At 38.6% G+C, this 19283-nt stretch carries 18 protein-coding genes and 3 pseudogenes; 9 read left to right on the top strand and 12 right to left on the bottom strand.

The features are described from left to right. Positions 1-88: 88 nt before the first annotated feature. Complete coding sequence (locus AM592_RS19770; protein WP_098945337.1) at positions 89-892, bottom strand: glycerophosphodiester phosphodiesterase; 804 nt, start codon at positions 890-892, stop codon at positions 89-91. Positions 893-1283: 391 nt separating this feature from the next. On the opposite strand from AM592_RS19770, the gene AM592_RS19765 reads away from it, so the two are divergent. Then, positions 1284-3323 (top strand): molybdopterin-dependent oxidoreductase, encoded by a 2040-nt coding sequence (locus AM592_RS19765; RefSeq protein ID WP_053605362.1) that lies wholly within the window; start codon positions 1284-1286, stop codon positions 3321-3323. Positions 3324-3434: 111 nt separating this feature from the next. Continuing rightward, positions 3435-4001, top strand: coding sequence for a hypothetical protein (locus AM592_RS19760; protein ID WP_053605361.1), 567 nt, complete (start codon positions 3435-3437; stop codon positions 3999-4001). 166 nt (positions 4002-4167) lie between these two features. Here AM592_RS19760 and AM592_RS19755 read toward each other — a convergent pair whose 3' ends face one another. Then, complete coding sequence (locus tag AM592_RS19755) at positions 4168-4992, bottom strand: ABC transporter permease (protein WP_053605360.1); 825 nt, start codon at positions 4990-4992, stop codon at positions 4168-4170. Then, complete coding sequence (locus AM592_RS19750; protein ID WP_053605359.1) at positions 4989-5987, bottom strand: ATP-binding cassette domain-containing protein; 999 nt, start codon at positions 5985-5987, stop codon at positions 4989-4991. Before AM592_RS19750 ends, AM592_RS19755 begins: the two co-directional genes overlap by 4 nt. A 504-nt stretch (positions 5988-6491) precedes the next feature. Between AM592_RS19750 and AM592_RS19745 the strand changes: the two genes are divergently transcribed. From AM592_RS19745 to AM592_RS25250, 6 genes are all read left to right on the top strand, one after another. After that, positions 6492-7160: an HAD family hydrolase gene (locus AM592_RS19745; RefSeq protein WP_053605358.1), complete on the top strand. Its 669-nt coding sequence runs from the start codon at positions 6492-6494 to the stop codon at positions 7158-7160. Between the two features lie 173 nt (positions 7161-7333). Further along, positions 7334-8578 (top strand): mannitol-1-phosphate 5-dehydrogenase, encoded by a 1245-nt coding sequence (locus tag AM592_RS19740; protein WP_082364216.1) that lies wholly within the window; start codon positions 7334-7336, stop codon positions 8576-8578. A 143-nt stretch (positions 8579-8721) separates the two neighbouring features. Then, positions 8722-9075, top strand: coding sequence for a hypothetical protein (locus tag AM592_RS19735; protein WP_053605357.1), 354 nt, complete (start codon positions 8722-8724; stop codon positions 9073-9075). Next, positions 9032-9412 (top strand): hypothetical protein, encoded by a 381-nt coding sequence (locus AM592_RS19730; protein WP_053605356.1) that lies wholly within the window; start codon positions 9032-9034, stop codon positions 9410-9412. The genes AM592_RS19735 and AM592_RS19730 overlap by 44 nt, the downstream gene beginning before the upstream one ends. A gap of 34 nt (positions 9413-9446) precedes the next feature. Continuing rightward, a complete protein-coding gene (locus AM592_RS19725) occupies positions 9447-9836 on the top strand; it encodes a GNAT family N-acetyltransferase (RefSeq protein WP_053605355.1) in 390 nt (129 codons plus the stop codon). 40 nt (positions 9837-9876) lie between these two features. Beyond that, a complete protein-coding gene (locus AM592_RS25250; RefSeq protein ID WP_082364214.1) occupies positions 9877-10155 on the top strand; it encodes a DUF4085 family protein in 279 nt (92 codons plus the stop codon). 228 nt (positions 10156-10383) lie between these two features. Here AM592_RS25250 and AM592_RS19715 read toward each other — a convergent pair whose 3' ends face one another. The 5 genes and pseudogenes from AM592_RS19715 to AM592_RS19695 form a co-directional block, all read right to left on the bottom strand. Continuing rightward, the gene (locus AM592_RS19715) at positions 10384-11022 is read right to left on the bottom strand and encodes a FusB/FusC family EF-G-binding protein (RefSeq protein ID WP_053605354.1); all 639 of its coding nucleotides are present in this window, start codon (positions 11020-11022) and stop codon (positions 10384-10386) included. 136 nt (positions 11023-11158) lie between these two features. Continuing rightward, entirely contained in the window at positions 11159-11422 is a 264-nt protein-coding gene (locus AM592_RS19710) for a CD3324 family protein (protein WP_053605353.1), read from the bottom strand. Between the two features lie 376 nt (positions 11423-11798). Further along, positions 11799-12602: pseudogene (locus AM592_RS19705) on the bottom strand (alpha-amylase domain-containing protein); the annotation flags it as partial. A gap of 645 nt (positions 12603-13247) precedes the next feature. Further along, positions 13248-14171: pseudogene (locus tag AM592_RS19700) on the bottom strand (aldo/keto reductase). Positions 14172-14234: 63 nt separating this feature from the next. Continuing rightward, positions 14235-15143 (bottom strand): NmrA family NAD(P)-binding protein, encoded by a 909-nt coding sequence (locus tag AM592_RS19695; RefSeq protein WP_053605352.1) that lies wholly within the window; start codon positions 15141-15143, stop codon positions 14235-14237. Positions 15144-15308: 165 nt separating this feature from the next. Between AM592_RS19695 and AM592_RS19690 the strand changes: the two genes are divergently transcribed. Continuing rightward, entirely contained in the window at positions 15309-15656 is a 348-nt protein-coding gene (locus tag AM592_RS19690) for a winged helix-turn-helix transcriptional regulator (protein WP_280882441.1), read from the top strand. 333 nt (positions 15657-15989) lie between these two features. Here AM592_RS19690 and AM592_RS19685 read toward each other — a convergent pair. The 4 genes and pseudogenes from AM592_RS19685 to AM592_RS19670 all read right to left on the bottom strand — a co-directional run. Further along, positions 15990-16727: pseudogene (locus tag AM592_RS19685) on the bottom strand (alpha-amylase family glycosyl hydrolase); the annotation flags it as partial. Positions 16728-17215: 488 nt separating this feature from the next. Next, on the bottom strand, positions 17216-18058 hold the full coding sequence (locus tag AM592_RS19680) for a mechanosensitive ion channel family protein (RefSeq protein WP_053605350.1): 843 nt from the start codon (positions 18056-18058) through the stop codon (positions 17216-17218). A 172-nt stretch (positions 18059-18230) separates the two neighbouring features. Further along, on the bottom strand, positions 18231-18632 hold the full coding sequence (locus tag AM592_RS19675) for a hypothetical protein (protein ID WP_053605349.1): 402 nt from the start codon (positions 18630-18632) through the stop codon (positions 18231-18233). 93 nt (positions 18633-18725) lie between these two features. Next, positions 18726-19208, bottom strand: coding sequence for a YbaK/EbsC family protein (locus AM592_RS19670; protein WP_053605348.1), 483 nt, complete (start codon positions 19206-19208; stop codon positions 18726-18728). Between the last annotated feature and the right edge of the window lie 75 nt (positions 19209-19283).

Here is a 19283-nt window from a genome sequence, read left to right as displayed (position 1 = left end):
GTTGGGAGATTTTATTTAATGTCTAATTTTCATATCTCATAAATGTAAAAATGCCGTTCCACGATAGGAACGGCATTTTTCATCGATACTACTTCCCTTTTTTCACTTCATGAAGCTGATCTGGAAAGTTTGTAAACATTCCCGTAACCCCCCAGTCAATCAGCTGCTGCATCCTTCCCTTGTCATTCACGGTATACGGGTGGATCTCGAGCCCGCTATCAACAACCTTCCTTACATATTCTTGATTTAAATATGTATGGTTAGGTCCGACTCCAACGGCGTATTCTTTTATTGCTGCAATTTCAGCATCGGTAATTACCGCATTGCTTTTATAGGAGAGCAACTGTATGAGCTTGACCGATGGATCCAGCTGCTGCATTTTTTGCAAGCTTAATGAACTAAACGACTGAACTAGAAGCGTATCTTTGTTAATATCGTATTTATTTACAAGACGTAAAAGCTCTTTTTCCATACCAGGATATACATCAGGAGATTTCGTTTCAATGTAATACTTTGCGTTTTTCCCGAATTTTTGAAAGACCTCTTCAAGAGTAGGAACTTTTAATCCTTCATAGTCAGGATTTGCGTATTGAGGGTAAGCTTCGTTAAACCAGCTCCCTGTATCCAGCTGTTTAATTTGTGCTAATGTATAATCTTTTACTCTTCCTGTCCCATTTGTCGTCCGGTCAACAGTCTCGTCGTGCATGGCTATTAATTTGCCGTCCTTTGTCATTTGCAGGTCCACTTCAATATAGTCACCGTGCATTTTTTCGCCTTTCTCATAGGATACAAGAGTATGTTCAGGAGCATAGCCGGAAGCACCACGGTGTGAAACGTTTACAATATCCTTATGTTTTTCCTTTGCCATACCAGTTTCACCTGAAGCAGCCATTCCAATTCCAATTACCAGAGCACCAAGAGCCGCTAACCATTTTCTTTTCACTATTCACATCTCCTCTCATAGTAACTACGAGTCAAGAATAGCAATCGATTATTAATTTTGATTTACACCTTGGTAAAGATTCTAGCTAGTGGAAATATACGATTAAGTTTAAAGGTTAATTGAATCAATTTTGGGAGGAGATCCTCTTCCTTTTATTTAACTAATAGGTTTCTATATTTCGTGTTTATATAGATACTATTATCTATTTTTATTGTATTACCACCATACAATATTAGTGAAAATTTCTAATTAGATGTTTTTTTACATTAAATCCTGAATCACCCCTTTCATTAAACATGATATAATGCTAGAAATATAAACTCGGAGAGGAATATGCGTTATGAACGATTTCACTATGCAGGAAAACGGTGTTTTTCCATCTGTTTGTTCTCTCGATTGCCCGGATCAATGCGGCCTCTTAATTCATAAAGAAAACGGAAAAATCGTAAAGGTTGCGGGTGATAAAAACCACCCCGTAACCCAGGGAAACATCTGCAACAAAGTACGCAATATGACGGAACGAATATATGATAAAAAACGTCTTTCGGTCCCTTTAAAGAGAATTGGGAAAAAAGGAGAAGGTAAATTCGAACCGATTTCTTGGAGAGAAGCGATTGATACGATCAGCTCCCGTTGGAAGAAACTTATTGATAAAGAAGGAGCCGAAAGCATCCTTCCCTATAGCTTTTACGGAAATATGGGACGGCTTCAATCTGAAGGAATGGATCGCCGATTCTTCAATTACCTAGGTGCAAGCCAGCTAGAGCGGACGATTTGCAATACTGCTGGTTCTGTAGGATACAACTACACAATGGGCAGCGCGCACGGAATCGACCCTGAGGAAACAATCCATTCAAAGCTGTTTATTTTCTGGGGAATCAATGCCGTTTCTACGAACATGCATCAAATAACGATCGCGCAAAAAGCCAGAAAAAAAGGTGCTAAAATCGTCGTCATCGATGTCCATAAAAACCAGACCGGAAAGCTTGCCGATTGGTTTATCCCGATTAATCCCGGGACAGACGGGGCGCTTGCGCTCGGCATCATGAACATTTTGTTTGAAAAAAATCTACAAAATGATGCTTTCCTCAAAACTTACACCACGGGGCATGAAGAACTGCGCGAGCACGTTAAGCAATATGCTCCTAAAAAGGTTGCAAACATAACGGGGGTTCCTGAAGAGGATTTGTACCAGCTGGCAATCATGTACGGAGAAACGTCTCCAGCCTTTATCAGAATTGGGAATGGCATTCAACATCATGACAACGGCGGAATGATCGTTCGTACCATTTCATGTCTGCCTGCTATTACGGGACAGTGGCTGGAAAAAGGAGGAGGAGCAACCAAGGGTAACTCCGCTTTCCTTCAATTTAATAAACAAGCGTTACAGCGTCCTGATTTATTAAAAGGACGCAGGCCCAGAAGCTTTAACATGAATCAGCTCGGAACGATACTGACGGAAACAGATCCGCCTGTTTATTCGTTGTTTATTTACGGTACAAATCCCGCAGTGGTTGCTCCAGAAGCAAATAAAGTTCGTGAAGGTTTCATGCGAGATGATCTGTTCACGGTTGTCCATGATTTATTTTTAACAGAAACGGCAAAATACGCAGACATTGTTTTGCCAGCAACGTCGTCTTTTGAAAATCTCGATTTCTATACGTCTTATTGGCATCACTATATACAAATCCAACAACCAGTGATCAAGCCCTTTGCCGAAAGTAAATCAAATACAGAAGTGTTTCGTCTTTTGGCAAAAGCGATGGGATTTGATGAACCAGCGCTTCAGGATACGGATGAAGACATGATTCGCCAGTCACTTTACAATACGGGAAACTCCCATATTGAAGGTATTACCTACGAGGCTCTGCTGGAAAATCAGTTTATGAAAGCGAAAAGACAGCCTCTTCTGCCTGGTACTCTTAAAACACCAAGCGGAAAAATTGAATTATATTCTGAAGCGATGAAAAAAGACGGTTATTCACCTCTTCCAGTACATACCGACTTACTGGATGACAGTGAGTTTCCGTTGACATTTATCCCTGGACCCAACCACAATTATTTAAATTCAACGTTTTCCAATAATGAAAAGCATCAAAAATTAGAAAAAGAACCGAAAGCCTTTATAAACATAGATGATGCAAACGAACGAGGAATCAAAACTGGCGAAAAAGTCCGTATCTGGAATGACCGGGGCGAATGTGTGCTGACCGTTTCAGCAGGAGACCAGGTGCTTCCGGGAGCGGTTGTCACGCAGGGGCTCTGGGCAGACGCAAAAGATAAACAACAGCTTGTGAACGCTCTAGCGCCGGACCGGCTGTCAGACATGGGCGGCGGAGCAGTCTTCTTTTCAGGAAAAGTGCAGATCGAGAAGATATAGAAAATTGGGGACTTTTACTAACCGGTTCTCCTTTGGGAGAGAAAAGTAAAAAAAAATTTTGACAGACCAAATTGTATTGTTTTTAATCCCCGCAGAAATAGGAGATAAATAATGATATATAACAATAAAGAACTTCTTAAAATTTCAATAGTTTCTTTAATTTTGAGTCTGTTTTTTTTACTTATTTCATATTTGTTTACTATGAAAGGGATATACATTCAATTTGGAACCCCGGCAAAAGGAATTAATCATCAATTTCTCAATGGCCTATTCATAATTACTACGGTTGTTTCTGGAGTTTATTTAATTAATTATAAACAAAAAGATAAAGTAATCAGGGGAATTGTAATAGGTATCGGTTCATTTATTTTTGCTCTAGTATTGTTAAATGGATTAGAATATTACGATGCTGAATATACGACTTTCTCTTCACCAGATAGTCAAGAGAGCTTTTTGATAATCGAAACCGGACATGGTGAAATCTATCAATTGTCAAACTCGGGATTATTTATGACGCATTTAACAAATATAAGAACAGATGATGGTTATAAACCTTTTTTAAATGGAGCATATCAGTTAGAATGGAAAGAACCAAATGAATTATTGATCAAATATGTGTTTGATTATATGGAACCAAATAATTTTCAAGAAGTGACAGTAACATATAAATTTAAATAGATTAATGAATAAAAGAGAGGTTTATCCAAACAATGATAAACTTCTCTTTTAGAGAAAACTCTATTACCTAGAAACTATTTTATTCTTCGTAAAACTAAAGCCACTTGTTCTCCCTCTTCTTCAGTATAATAAGGGACATCAAAATGATTTTTATATATTGAGCTTCTTATCGCTTGTTCCGGTACAAATACATCGTAATCGGTGCAAAAATAGCCGTAATCACAACAGATGCCAATAGAACCCAGCCGACCTCTCCAAAGGTCGCCGTGTTTTGCATCAAGCCGCGGACTGCCGTCACTAGGAGGGTAATCGGGTTGACGTTGACGAAAGCCTGCAGCCAAGAGGGCATTGTCTCCGGATTAACGAAGATGTTACTGGCAAACGTGAGCGGAAAGAGCACAGTCATGCTTACTCCCATCACGGAATTCGGAGTGCGCATCACTAATCCGAGAATCGTAAATATCCAAGCCAGGCTGAAGGCGAAAATGAGGAGCAGCAATATCCCAAGCAGCACACCAAGTACACCGCCGGCCGGACGAAAACCGAGTATTAACCCGAGAACAATCACGATGACCGAAGCAATGCTGTAGCGGACGGTGTCAGCAATCATGGCTCCAACAAGCGGAGACGGCCCCCATATCGGCAAAGAGCGGAAACGGTCAAAAATTCCTTTAGAGATATCCGTGTTTAACGCAACCCCGGTATAGATCGTCGTGAATACCACGGTTTGGACTAAAATTCCCGGAAGCAAAAACTGTAAATACTCTCCGGTCGAGCCAGCGAGCGCACCACCGAAAAGATACGTAAACATGAGTGTGAACATAACCGGGAACAATGTAACATCAAAGAGCTGCTCCGGGACATATTTAATCTTCAATAGCGCCCGCCAGCCAAAGGTAAGCGAAGAGTTTAAGCCATTTGGTCTTTGCGGGCGTACACGAGCCGAAAGCGCTGCCTTTAATTTATCCTCAGACGTATTTGGACTACTCATGACCCTACCTCCTCCTTCATAGCATCCTCTTCTGCCGGACGGCCAGTTAATGTAAGAAACACTTCGTCAAGACTCGGCTGTCCAAGGGAAAAATCAGCGATCTTAATACCGGCACGTGCGAGTTCGCCGAGAGCAAATGCTACACGCTCGGTGTCAGTTACCCGGGCGGAAAGTGCTACCGGGTCAGATGCGAGAGTTATAGACGTATCAAGTTTTTCAGCCAGCAGCTTTTCCGCCTGCGGCCGTGTTTCCGGGTCAAGCAGTCTTATATGCAGTGTCCCCGTTCCTACAGACGCTTTTAACTCGCCGCTTGTCCCTTCCGCAATGATCTTGCCTCGATCAATCACTGCAATTCGATCAGCCAGCTGATCAGCCTCGTCAAGATACTGTGTCGTTAACAAAACAGTCGTCCCTAAGCCCACAAGCTCCCGAACAATATCCCAAATTTGATTACGGCTTCGAGGGTCAAGCCCTGTGGTCGGTTCATCAAGAAACAAAAGATCGGGCAAGACGATGATGCTGGCAGCAATATCAATCCGCCGCCGCATCCCGCCCGAGTATTTTTTCACCTGGCGCTTAGCTGCCTCCTCCAAACCAAAGGCATGGAGCAGTTCACTCGCCCTTTCTTTCGCCTGTTTCCGTGTATATCCCATAAGCCGGGCGATCAAAATAAGATTCTCCATACCGGAGAGGTCTTCGTCGACCGAAGCGAATTGTCCTGTCAAACTGACACGGCTGCGCACTGCATCGGCCTCCTCAACAAGGTCATGTCCAAGTATCCTTGCACTGCCTTCATCAGGTTTAATGAGCGTCGCCAGCATGCGAATCGTCGTCGTTTTCCCAGCACCGTTCGGACCTAAGAACCCGTAAACGGTCCCCTTAGGAATCGCCAAATCTACTCCATCTACCGCTCGATTTTTTCCGAATATTTTAGCGAGACCAGATGCTTCAATGGCAAGATCAGCTTTGTTTTGGACATTTTTCGTACCGGTCATTCTCTTCACCCTTCCAACTATATTAGCTATCAGTTTTTCAGAAAAAAAAATCCGTATGAAACACAAAATTATGGCACAATTCTTCATTCCAAATTGCCATACCTGAGGTGTTTTCATGCGGAAATATGTGACAATTATTCCAATACTATTATTATAGGTGATAGATTTGAAACCTTCAATCGAAATTCAGCTGTCCTAGAGACAATTTATCATGAAATTTGGCTGTTAAAGTTTTTTGAATGTATCCGATTTCATTGTACTCCATAAAAAATTTTTTATATTTTTTGTGACAGCGATACCATTGTCATAATCATGAGGCTTTAACATGTTATGTTTTATTACATAACCTGTCCCTTCCCCGGCAAATTCCTTGAACCCCTTGTTACTTAATGTTACGGTTATATATAAGATTCAAAATTTTTAAAGAATTTTAAGTAATTTTTTTAGTTCACTCTGCTGTGAAGCATGACAAATAATTTATTTGAAGGGAGAAAGGAAACTTATATGATTAAAGCTATTATTTTTGATTTCGACGGCACAATTATTGACACAGAGACGGCTTGGTATGTCGCTTTTCGAGATGCGTATAAAGAACATGGAGTTGAATTAACATTAGAAAAATATTCAGAATGCCTCGGTACCAGCCTCCACTCCTTTAATCCTTACACTTATTTAAGTACACATCATAATATTGCAATAGACCTTGATGAATTCAGAGAAGCAATCCAATCAAGACACACCGAATTAATGGAAAAAGAAGCCATCAGACTTGGAGTTCTGGATTATTTAAAGGCCGCAAAGGCTGCAGGACTAAAAATAGGCCTTGCAACAAGTTCTCATATGGAGTGGGTTGAGAAATACGTGAACCAGCTCGGCATCGCCGATTACTTTGACTGCTTCTCAACAGCTGATGATGTTGAGAATGTAAAGCCTGATCCTGCGGTATATTTGAAGGCATTAGATCATTTAGGAGTGGAAGCCAGTGAGGCAATTGCTATCGAAGATTCTCCAAATGGAGCACGTGCAGCCGTTAAAGCCGGTATTCATACTGTCGTAATTAAAAACACCATTACAGAGCAGCTGCCGTTTAGCACTGGCCATCACACGATTGATTCATTAGAAAGCCATGAATTAGATGAGCTAATCGAAAACTTACTCCAAAAAGTAAAATAATAGATTGAAAGAGTTACAGTAAACAACAGTTTCCTTGCCGATTTCTTCGGCAGGGCGACTGTACAATTTTATAAGTGAAGGAAGTACTGGCGATGATTCTAAATACATGCATAAGCAGCGCTAGGCGGAAAACTTACACTTTCAAAAAATGAATATAAAAGGAGAGAAAGCCTATGAATAAATCGTTTAAAGAAAATAACGATTCAGACGCACACCCGTTAAAACTCTCAGGCAAGCCACATGCTGTACATTTTGGAGCAGGAAACATTGGCAGAGGATTTATCGGACTACTGCTATCAAAGTCAGGTTATGAGGTATGTTTTGTTACACGAAACAAAAAGAAAATTTCCCTTCTCAAGCAACGAAAACAATACTCCGTCTATATCGCCAACCAAACAAACGATCAAATTGATGTAAAAAATATCACTGCCATCTCTTCACAAGATAAAGCTTCCGTGGCTAAACGCATCGCGGAGACCGATCTCATAACGACAGCTGTTGGTGTATCAAATTTACAGAATATAGCTAAGAAAATCGCAGATGGCATTGAGCTTAGGTTGCAAAGCAACACCCGCCCTCTTCATATTATCGCCTGCGAAAATGGGATTGGAGCAAGCTCTAAGCTGAAAAAATATGTTTACGAGCATATCCAAAAGGACCTTCACGAAAAAGCAGATCGCTACGTAGCATTTCCGAATGCAGCTGTCGATCGAATCGTGCCAGCACAGAACCATGAAGATCCGCTTGAAGTAACCGTCGAGCCTTATTTTGAATGGGTTATTGACCGTTCCGAAATGCTTGGAGGACTGCCAGAAATAAAGGATATTAAATTAGTAGATTCCCTTGAAGCCTTTATCGAACGTAAACTATTCACTGTCAATACCGGCCATTGCTGCGCAGCATATTATGGCTATCTTCAAGGATATTCAACGATCCAAGAAGTCATGGACGATCCAAAATTAAAAGCAGAAATTAAAAAAGTCATGTATGAAACCGGTAGTTTGTTAACAGAAAAATACCAGCTGGATGAAACGGAGCATGAGAAATATATTAATAATATCCTTAATCGATTTTCAAACCCAGGCTTGACCGATAAGGTTGTACGTGTTGGACGCGCCCCGATTCGCAAGCTATCTAAAGGTGACCGCTTAGTTCGACCTACCCTGCAAACGTATGATTTAGGCATGGACGTTTCCCATCTGACAAAAGCCATGGCTGCTGCACTGCTTTTTGATTACTCTAAAGACCATGAAGCCATCAAATTGAAGCAAGCTATCCGTAAAAATGGAATCAATCAAGTCATCACTAAATATTTAGGAATTCCAAGCTCTCACCCGATCCACAACAGAATCGCCAATAAATATAAAGAATTCAAGCATAAATACCAACTTAGGGAAAAAGCTAAATTAACATTATAGTATAAGGAACCAGCTCGCTTCTGCAACAGTGAGCTGGTTTTTTTAAGGCAGTCTCAACTCACTTCAGTAATTGCTCAAAATTACAATTATGAAACTTTTCTTCTTTTGCGATCGTATGAATCGAAAGGGAGGAGTGAGACAGTTTGGGAAGATTGTTGTTTTTATTTATTGTTCTCTTGATAGCAATGATTATTCGATTGATTGTCATTGGGAAATTTGAAATGCATCAATTTTACACGCTGTCTTTATTCCTTGCTGGCGTTTTTATTCTCTGGCTGATTCACAAATGGCAAATGAAACGCGACTTTACATACACCCCAAATGAAACAGTTGACGGTTGGAACACTCTTATGAAGGAACGATATTCAACCGAAAAAAAATTGCTCTATAAAGGAAATCAAAAAGAAGGCGAGTATCATCGTTTCTATCGGCATTGGTGGCAACATGCCTTCAATGAGGTTGTACTTACAAAATGGAGACCATTTTACGTTCGTTGAGCAAAAAAAGAAGTTATTTCGATCAAACGGAACGTGTCACATTTATCAAAACGATCAAATGATAGGAAAAGTTAAAACGGATTACTCCCTTAAAAACTCTACTAAGCTCCAAGAAGGGTTATTTTTAGAATTAGAAGACAATACATACTACTATAAATCTTCTATTAGCATAGATTCAAAAACAGAAGTGTTAATTAATAATCGAGTGATTGCGAGGGGGAAGCGGTCCGCTTTATTGAAATCTCAATACCATTTTGAAGCTGTCGAAAGCTTTAAAGAAATAGAAGCCTTGCTCATGATGACGTTTATCTTGTTTAATTACATACATCATAAATGATATAAAATTTTAAAAATAGGGGAAGATCTTATTCGTGAAATTTGAAATTATCATTAACTTGCCAATAGCTAATCATGAAGTGCCGGAATTAAGAGAGCTTGTTGGTTGGGGCAGGCGTGACAACGATTATCCAGCTTTATTCGAGCGTTGTAATTTTTGGGCTGGAGCCAGGGACGAAAATAAATTAATAGCTTTTGGTTACGTTTGCGGGATGGGATTAGAACATGGTTATTTGGAAGACATCATTGTTCATCCTAATTATCAGAAAAAAGGGATTGGCGTTGATTTAGTAAAGGAGCTGCTAAAGGAAGCCCAGGCGATGGGATTAGGAATCGTAACTGTATCATATGATTCTCATCATGCTAATTTTTATAAAACTTGTGGATTTACACCTTCTTCAGGTGGAGTGTATTGGATAAATTAACGAATGCCAGATGGTTAGCACTAAGTAAGGAGGACTTTCTTTGAAATATTTCACAATCGATTGGTATAAAGAAATGCATGTATCGGGTTTTTTAGTATTTCCTGAAACAAAAGAGGAATGGAATGAATCAATTGAGTTTTGGATAGCTTACAAAAAGAATCATAAAGAAGATTTGAAATCACGAAAAAACGATTTATTAAAATTTCTGCCTGAAACGCTTCCTTCACCCATACATTTTATAAAAAATTTCAAAAACCCAAACGGGGTTAATTTTATTGAAAAGCTAGATGAGGATGACGAGCTCGAACTTCTTGATTGAAGTGAAGTCCATGATTTTTTAGGTGTATCTAAAGAAGATGCAAAAGTGCTAATTCAAGAATACCCAAACATCCCGCATATTACGTTAAATGGCAATGTATACTACCCGAAAAACAAGCTGCGTCAATGGGTACTGAATATAGGAGATTAAAACAGGCTTGCTGCTTAGTGCCAAAAGATAGATCAAGCTAAATTGCTTGTATCTATCTTTTTCTTTTACCGTATTTACTCATTTCGTCAGCCTCTCAATAAAATCATGTAATTTATCCAATGTAGTCATATTGTGATTACATTTCTGGCTGTCTTGGCAAATGTAATTTCCTCTTTTAGTAAATGTGCCTTTTCCTGATCCTTTTGATTCGGAAACAAATAAACCCACCTCTTCAAACCCGTTGCACAGCGCACAAATTCCTTTTTGATTGATGTTTTTAAATGTACCTTGCAGCCCGATTAGCTTTTGATCCAACTCGGTAACAATATATTTTTTATTTGAACCTATATCATTCCAGCCCAAGTATGACATCTCTTTCAAATCCATATCCTCTAACGAAGGAATCTTCAGCTTCTTTGCTTTAGGGAATAATTTCTTTATCCTTTGTTCCGTTATATTTTTAAATGGGATGACATACGGCTCTACCTGTAATAGAAATTCTTCAGCGCATGTCTTATCTTCGACATTAACAATCGGGTTCAGCAATTGTTTTTGCTCATCGTTAATGTCTTCGAATAATTGTATGACTTTTTCTACCGTGATCAATTTTAGCGCATGAAGAACCTTCTTATCGTTAACAGACAAGTGGCCATTTATTAAGATCTGTGTCTGAGTTCGGATAAAATTATACTGATCGCTTCTTATAAAGGGTTCCATTTTAAATACGCCTCCTGACTTGTTAGTCCTTTTATATTTTAAAAGATCCGCTATTTTTATGAAATGCAGAAGATGATTGATAAACAAACTCGACATACAAAAAGCACCGATCATCGATGACCAGTGCTTATCGTACCTATTTAGAATACACAATTTTTTTGATCGTTTCTATTGAAAGGAAATATTCCTCAGATAGTTGCTGAATCGTCCGGCCCCTTTTAAAAGCTCGTTTAATAGAGGCGTTTCTGTCATCAATTACCTTTCTTCCTCCGGAACGTGTTCCCCATTTTTGATATTCCGTTTTTGGTTTAGGAATATAAATGGTTTCTCCTTGGACATACTTTTGAATTTCTTCAATCAGCTTCTCAGGTAAAATAGCGTTTGCTTTTATATATCTCATTCCTGCCTAGCCCCTTATTCTTTTTTTAAATGAAAAATAAGGTGCAAAGCCAAAGATATTAGAAATGATAGAAGCTATTAGGCGATTTTTAGAATAACGTTCGCCCCATGCAAAGTATCGCCTCTCCAATATCAGGCTTTGCATGAGTCGCTGCATTCTTTGACAAACACGTATTATTTGCCATTTTTTCCACCTCCTGATCTTTTGAATTTATTATACATCATAAACCCAATGAACGAAAAATCATCTAGAAATGAGGAAAAGAAGTTATCCTCAAGAATCGTAGTAAGAAAAACCGCACACAAAAAAAGGAACAGTCATTAGCTGTTCCTAAATTTGATTAAACTTTATTCGAAAGCTACAAGTGACCTACGTTTTATTGTTGGACATAAATTGAAACAGATTTATCGTTCAACGAAAATTGCCCCCATCCGTCCTGATTAATTGAAACGGTATTTGTTTGGTTTCCCGTTATATCATACCAAGTTTCCCCGGCATTTTGTGATCCTACATACATCCATTTCGATCCACCTGCTCCATCCGTTATTAGCGTGGCAAGACCCGATTTTTCATGCTCCGTATTTCCTTCTCTTGTCCAACCAATAAGATCCGAGTGATCAAGGTAATCATGCTGAGTTCCATACGCATAGTTTTTTCTTGCCAGCAGTAACGGTTCCAGTTTTGCTTTTAATTCAGGAATTTCATAGCTTGTCGTTCCCTTTGTTCCATACATGTCTCCATAGAATACAGTTGGATCACCCGATTGTCTAGTTAAAATAAAAGCATATGCTTGGGGTTTAAACCATGATTGGACTGTTGACTCAAGCGCTTGACCTGGTTGGGAATCATGATTTTCAACAAAAGTAACGGCATTGGACGGGTACTTTGAAACCACCGTTCCATTCAGAAGATTGCTCATATCATATTGTCCATTTGAGTTGGATGCATTTTGAAAATTAAAATGAAGAGGAACATCAAAAACAGACTGATTAAAATCCACTTGAGACAAATAGTTTTCAATTGCAGAAAAGTTATTTTGCCAGTATTCAGAAACAGTAAACATTTCTTTGCCGGTAGAAGCTCTGACGTGGTCTACCCAATCCTTTGAAAAACTATGCTTGATATGTTTAACTGCATCCATTCTAAATCCGTCCAAATTCAGTTCATTTGCATACCAAGTGATCGGCGACAATAAAGTTGTTTAATATCAATGCTATAAACTCGCATAACATCGTCCATAAATGTGGGCGGTGTTAAAATAAAGTTGTTTAATTTTCATGTAAAACACTTTTTCTATACCAAAGATAAAACAATAAAGTCGTTTAAATCTAAAGGTTATACAACAATCGCACCCTTTAGCAGAAGACTCGATTTCAAGATAATACAATTACAATTTTTCTCGTTTCCCTGTTACTTGAATAAGAAAAAGATTTTGCCCATAAATAATGAGTCAAGTAAAATAAAGAACTTTTTGTATAAATATTGAAATCAGTGATTATCTTCAGTTGCCCCTTTTCCTTTGGACATAAAGACACCCCTTTAGATAAATCAGAACTAAAGGGGAAAAAACGGTGCAATTTATTTTAAAACCCGGCTTCAGCCATTATTAATCCTGCTGAAATGCCTCCAATGTTATAGCAACAACTGGAGTTTCCGTAGGTATCTTAAAATATTATCGGGGGCCTGCGGCAACATTTTTTGGCGCTGTTTCATTAATTTGTTTAAGGGGTACAGCCAACATTTCGGAAATTTTGTACGCTAATCAAAATACAACATGCAAAAAGCCAAATACCTTTACGTTAAGGAATTTGACTTGTGTTATTGATTAATTTTTATTTAATTTAAGATCCGAATTAGTAAGCTCAACCTGCAAAGCTCCAATATTTTCTTCTAAATATTTTCTTTTTTTCGTTCCTGGAATAGGTACAATATCGTTTCCTTGCATAAGGATCCATTTAAGTGCTAATTGAGGAGCCGTGCATCCCTTCTTGGCAGCAATTTTTTGAATCTGGGCAACAAATTGTAGATTCTTCTGTAGGTTACGTCCTTGAAATCTAGGGGAATTCCGCCTAATATCATCGTACCCCAAATCCTCGTTTCGTTGAATCGTACCTGTCAGGAAACCGCGCCCAAGTGGACTGTAGGCTACAAACCCGATGCCAAGCTCCCTGCAGGTAGGAAGAACCTCGTCTTCAATGTCCCGGGATCACAAGGAATATTCCGTTTGCACTGCCGATATTGGATGAACCACGTGTGCTCTGCGTATCATATCTGGTGGAGCCTCAGAAAGACCGATATAACGAACCTTGCCTTCCTTCACCAGGTCAGCCATCGCGCCTACAGTCTCCTCAATCGGCGTAAAGGGATCGATACGATGCAAATAATACAGATCGATATGGTCAGTACCTAGTCTGCGCATGCTTGCTTCACAGGCATCCTTAACATATTCCGCCTTTCCGTTATATCCCATCATCCCTCCTCTGTTGTCGCGTACTACCCCAAACTTGGTAGCTACATTGACCTTGTGACGGCGGTCTTTAATTGCCTTTCCCACTAATTTTTCATTTTCTCTGATACCGTACATATCCGACGTATCCAAAAAATCCACACCAAGTTCCAATGCACGATGAATCGTCCATATGGATTCTTGCTCATCCCTGTCGCTTCCATAAAAATCGGACATGGTCATACAACCTAATCCAAGAGCTGATACTTCTAGATTACTGTTCCCTATTCGTCTGCGTTGCATGGCAAAGCCTCCTTATAAGTTACCTTCAGACCTCTCACATCAATTATTGCGGTTAGACTATTTTTATATTTGAGCCGCTTCCTTCTCATATTGAGGTATAAATACTTCATTTATAAAAGTTTCAAATGAAGTCGAGGATGTATTTTCGAACGTCCGCTGTTCCAACATCCTGATGTGCTTTGTATTTAAGGCTCTTGTTGTTTCTAAAACAAGGCCTATAATATGTTCTGAATACCCATTCATTCTCATTTCTTTTCGGGCTTCTTCTTCGGTTGTTTGTATATAGTTGAGGTTTGGTTTATCAAAAGCTTTTCCTATAAGCTTCACCGCTTCACTCATACTCAAATCACAGCTTCCGTGCAACTCTCTTATTTGTTGACCTTGATAGTTACGTTTTAGCATAGCTTCTCCTGCAATTCGCCCAATGTCACGTGTGGCAATCATAGGGAACTGAACATCGGGTAGAAAAGGTCCTCTTGCAACATTATGAAATATAATGTTTTTAATTTGTGAAAGTAAATTTTCCATGAAGTATCCAGATCGTAAATGTAAAACATTCAGCTGTTCAATTTGGTTTAAGCGCTGTTCAAGCAGATGTAATCCTGTAACAGGTCCAGTGTCCTTTTCTTTATCTGCTCCCCAACTGCTAAGAGAGACAACATTTTTAACTTCTGCCTGTTCTAATGTAGATGTTATTGCGCTTATTACACTCTTTTGATAAGCGGGAAAGTCATTGCTAGTTATAATATAATTAGGTTGAAGCATCACATAGACTGCTTCAGCCCCCGAAAAGGCCTCAATTAATCTTGCCTCATCTGTAGGTTCAGAGACAAACGGCTCTGCTCCTTTGCGTACAAAAGGCGTTAAGCGTTCTAAGTTTCTACCAATCACTCTAACCGTCTGTCCCTTATCTAATAAATAATTTGCTACTATGCTGCCTGTTCTTCCAGTTGCTCCTGTTATTACGTACATAGTTTGCACCTCCACTATTTGCTTTGCTATTTTGGCTTTTGCCTTCAAAACAAATCTGGTACTAATAATACTGCCTATGGTATAAAAATAACAAGTAGGCACTTTTATGACACGTAGTATCCAATTTGATACTGTGTTATTATCTATAAGCGGGAGGGAAAAAACATGTTGGTGAAATACAAAGATAAAGAATTTAGATGTTCAATAGAATTAACATTGCAGCTTATAGGAGGTAAATGGAAAGTACTAATTTTATGGTATCTGGGTGAAAGAAATATGCGTTTTGGTGAATTAAAAAGAGAATTACCACAGATTACACAAAAAATGTTAACAAAGCAGCTTAGAGAATTAGAACAGGACGGTATTATCAATCGATTTGTTTATAATCAAGTACCGCCTAAAGTAGAGTACTCTCTTTCTGATGTTGGTCAAAGTCTTTTACCGATTTTAACAACTCTATCTGATTGGGGAGTCTCCTATGCGGACCAGACTGAACCTAATACCAATTTATAATCCCCAGCTTTTGGATTCTTACAGTCGGCCATAGATCCATTTTTCAAGGGATTCTAAACCTCATGGCAGCAAGGCAACACATCAATATATATGTATATTACGTATTTAATAAAAATTAAGAGCCAATTAATCTGGATACCATCATTCAGAAATTGGCTCAACTAAAATTTATTCCGGAGTGAATCACGAAAATAAGTTTACAAAAAGTTTGATTCGTTATTCCGCAATATGACCCGATTGTTAAATAGCATAACTGACGTTTAAGTTTTAAATGACTTTATTATTTTTTAAACGACTTTATTATGATTTAAACAACTTTATTATCATGAAACACCAAGTTCCCCAATTTTTCATTTCATTGACGACTTCAGAATTATCATAATCAATGTCTGCATACATGAGATAATCGTAGTTTCCATTTTCACTGGAAACTTGCCAATCCCATGCTTTGCCTGCGAATTTATAAATTCTCTTCAAGCTCCTCGATTGATCCCAATCCGTTCCGTCAAAGTGAGTCCAATTCCATTTAAAAGAACTGTATGTATTTCCCCTTCCTGGAAAATCATAACCACTCCAAGCTTGAATGGTATATGGCTGCGATGCTTCACGATTGCGATCGGCAGAATCAACTTCAACCGCATCGACGGTTTCCAGGTAATCTGCTCCCCCTTTATGGTTCATTACTACATCGCCGTATGCTTGAATTCCATTTTCATGCAGGTTGTTAATAGCCGTTTGAAGTTCCGCCTTTGTTCCATATTTCGTCCTTATGGTTCCTTTTTGATTAAATTCCCCTAGATCATATATATCATAAACTCCATACCCTACATCGGCCTGACTTGTTCCCTTATATGCCGGTGGAATCCAAATAGATGTTACTCCAATGTTTTTCAAATATGAAGCATCGTCACGCAAACGATTCTAATGATTTCCATCATTAGGTACATACCACTCGAAATACTGCATCATTGTTTTATTTGTGCTTGCAAAGGCTGATGTCCCCGGAAAAATAATCCCTAATGCCAAACTAAAAACCAGTAACCATTTAATACACGTTTTTTTCAATCTCATCCCTCTTTCAAAGTTAGTTTAGGAAAATACGATAACGTTTACTCAATCAACAACAATATTTACTGGATCTTCAATTGGGGATGGTAACTTTTAAATAGCCCTAGTCTTCATTTTGTTTTCTAATACATGTTTGCCATCTCCATATAAAAAATAACAATTCTATAACAAACGAGCAATATTGCTAATGATAGAAAAACAGGGAATCCTTTTTACCTAGATTATCAGTTATTTGCGTTTAACCAATCCAATAATCATTTCAAATTACTGTATAAAACAAGTCTAAACTACTAGTGTCTAACAAAGTAAGGTAATCAATTGAAGATTTTCAAACGGCCATTCTTCGGAAGACGAATTGTCCTTTTGGATTTACCAGGAATTTATGCAGACGTTGACCGGGACAGCCTACCCTTATAATGAAGAAAAAAATCCAACAAAAAACGAGCACTCTCCTTTGAGTGCTCGCGTTTTAGTTTCCGTTTTGAAACTTACTATCTTGCTGCCTGTTGTTTTTCAATGTATACCTGGTGTGGAAATGGAATCTCGATTCCGTTTTGGTCAAGAGCTTCTTTTATGGCTTTTCGAAGTTGTCTTTCAGCGCCCCATTGTTCCATATTTTGTGTTTTCGCAATGACACGAAGGACAACATCTGATGCTCCAAGATTATGAACACCGAGTACATTTGGACCTTCAACAATATTTTCGTTTTCTTCCTTAACTTTATCGCAAACTCCTTGAATAACTTCTATAGCTTTATCAATATTATCATCATAAGAAATACCTATATCCACTAAAGCTCTCATGTTACCACGAGAATGGTTACTAAGTAAGGTAATCTCTCGGTTAGGAATGTAGTTAAGAGTTCCATCAAAACTACGAATTTGTGTTGTTCGTAATCCTACTTCTTCTACAATACCACCATAACCAGCAGTAGTGACATAATCTCCAACATCAATTTGTTTTTCTAATAACAAGAAAAAACCTGTTACCACATCACTGACAAGACCTTGTGCACCAAATCCAACCGCTAATCCTATAATACCTGCACCTGCAATTAATCCTGCTGCATTGATTCCGAAGATTCCTAACACAATCACCAATGTGATAAAGATAATTACATAAGAAAAGATACTAACAGTTAAAGCTTGTAATGTTTTTGTTCTGCCTAACGACATTTCCTTCTTTTCCTGCATCTTTGTAAAGGAAGAATGAATGAGTTTCTTTCCTATAGATCGAACAATTTGAAACACAATAAGGATGGCAATTAACTTTAATAGGATAATTCCTGCCTCAAGGGCAATTTCTGCCCAATTAATATTTTCTATAAAGTTCATTTTAAAGACTCTCCTCTTTCATTTTGGCAATTATAACGTAAATCTAAATATGTTTCAAAATAGATTCTTTTAATTTATCGTATAAAGCGGGTTTGCCAATTATCGGCAACAGAATGCGGTTGCACATGAAAGAACGATATTGAACAGAAAAAAGCTCCCATTTAAGGAGCAATTACCGACTGATCTCTTTCAAAACAATCGCTTGAGACGTTTTTTTGATAATACAGTCATTTAAGTCTTCACTTGAAAGAATTCCAAGTGTGATTGCAGCTTCGATTTTTTCTTTATCGGGCTTTTTAACTATGCAATCGGTAAGCCGAAGTTCTTCAAGCTTCTCAACTGTTTTCACATCATGAAAGCTTTCTGTCTTGCGAATCTGCCTTTGCAATTTATAGTCACCTATCTGGATTTCACCTTTCATCTGTTTACCGGCTGTACGATCAAAATAGTCATTGAATACTTTTTTTAGCTGGTTCAGCTCTTCATTCAGGTCTTTCGACTTTATGCTTAAATGATGATAATGTGATAGAAGCTCTTTTGTAATCGTGAAATCCTCGGCTTCCTGTCCATGCATGGCATGTCCCCCTTTATGTATTTCCTTACTCGCATTCTATGAGGGAACAAGCCATAGTATCACTTTATTTTGATTGATTATGCAAAGTCAGCCTTAATCTTCATTCCAACCCTTACACACGTCCACCCACTTCTCAGCGTTCCCGTATGTATAAAGCTCTTCACAAGAAAGGCCAATTGCAGAATTGCTGCTGCCGCATGCAGGGTACACGGTAGTAAATCGTTGTAGGGAGATATCCATAAAAACAGGCAAATCATTTTTTAATCCAAACGGATAAACCCCTCCTACCGCATGTCCGGTATGTTCCAGCGTTTCTTCAGGTGAGAGCATTCGTGCCTTGATATCAAATGTCTCGCGAAACATTTTATTATCGATTTTTGCATCACCTGCAGCCACGATAAGAATGGCTTCCTCTTGTTCAGGCCCCCTGAATGCTATCGTTTTTGCAATTCTTTCAGGTTCGACTTGAAGAGCATCGGCAGCTTGTCCAACCGTTGCACTCGACACCTCAAATTCAACGATGTCTTTTTCTCTGTTCCATTGCTTGAAATAGGTTTTGACTTGTTCTATAGACAATTCCATCACTCACCTTTTCTTTTGATACACATATCACTTAGTATAGCAAAATACAATGATCAGACAGAAAGCAGC

This window comes from Bacillus gobiensis, assembly GCF_001278705.1.
Lineage (GTDB): Bacteria > Bacillota > Bacilli > Bacillales > Bacillaceae > Bacillus > Bacillus gobiensis.
This window is presented reverse-complemented; position numbering and strand designations above follow the sequence as displayed.

Excerpts from the sequence above, each read along its gene's own strand:
- AM592_RS19770 (WP_098945337.1), bottom strand. The coding sequence starts at position 892 with ATGGCTGCTTCAGGTGAAACTGGTATGGCAAAGGAAAAACATAAGGAT.
- AM592_RS19765 (WP_053605362.1), top strand. The coding sequence starts at position 1,284 with ATGAACGATTTCACTATGCAGGAAAACGGTGTTTTTCCATCTGTTTGT.
- AM592_RS19760 (WP_053605361.1), top strand. The coding sequence starts at position 3,435 with ATGATATATAACAATAAAGAACTTCTTAAAATTTCAATAGTTTCTTTA.
- AM592_RS19755 (WP_053605360.1), bottom strand. The coding sequence starts at position 4,992 with ATGAGTAGTCCAAATACGTCTGAGGATAAATTAAAGGCAGCGCTTTCG.
- AM592_RS19750 (WP_053605359.1), bottom strand. The coding sequence starts at position 5,987 with ATGACCGGTACGAAAAATGTCCAAAACAAAGCTGATCTTGCCATTGAA.
- AM592_RS19745 (WP_053605358.1), top strand. The coding sequence starts at position 6,492 with ATGATTAAAGCTATTATTTTTGATTTCGACGGCACAATTATTGACACA.
- AM592_RS19740 (WP_082364216.1), top strand. The coding sequence starts at position 7,334 with ATGAATAAATCGTTTAAAGAAAATAACGATTCAGACGCACACCCGTTA.
- AM592_RS19730 (WP_053605356.1), top strand. The coding sequence starts at position 9,032 with ATGAGGTTGTACTTACAAAATGGAGACCATTTTACGTTCGTTGAGCAA.
- AM592_RS19715 (WP_053605354.1), bottom strand. The coding sequence starts at position 11,022 with ATGGAACCCTTTATAAGAAGCGATCAGTATAATTTTATCCGAACTCAG.
- AM592_RS19710 (WP_053605353.1), bottom strand. The coding sequence starts at position 11,422 with ATGAGATATATAAAAGCAAACGCTATTTTACCTGAGAAGCTGATTGAA.
- AM592_RS19695 (WP_053605352.1), bottom strand. The coding sequence starts at position 15,143 with ATGTACGTAATAACAGGAGCAACTGGAAGAACAGGCAGCATAGTAGCA.
- AM592_RS19690 (WP_280882441.1), top strand. The coding sequence starts at position 15,309 with ATGTTGGTGAAATACAAAGATAAAGAATTTAGATGTTCAATAGAATTA.
- AM592_RS19680 (WP_053605350.1), bottom strand. The coding sequence starts at position 18,058 with ATGAACTTTATAGAAAATATTAATTGGGCAGAAATTGCCCTTGAGGCA.
- AM592_RS19675 (WP_053605349.1), bottom strand. The coding sequence starts at position 18,632 with ATGCATGGACAGGAAGCCGAGGATTTCACGATTACAAAAGAGCTTCTA.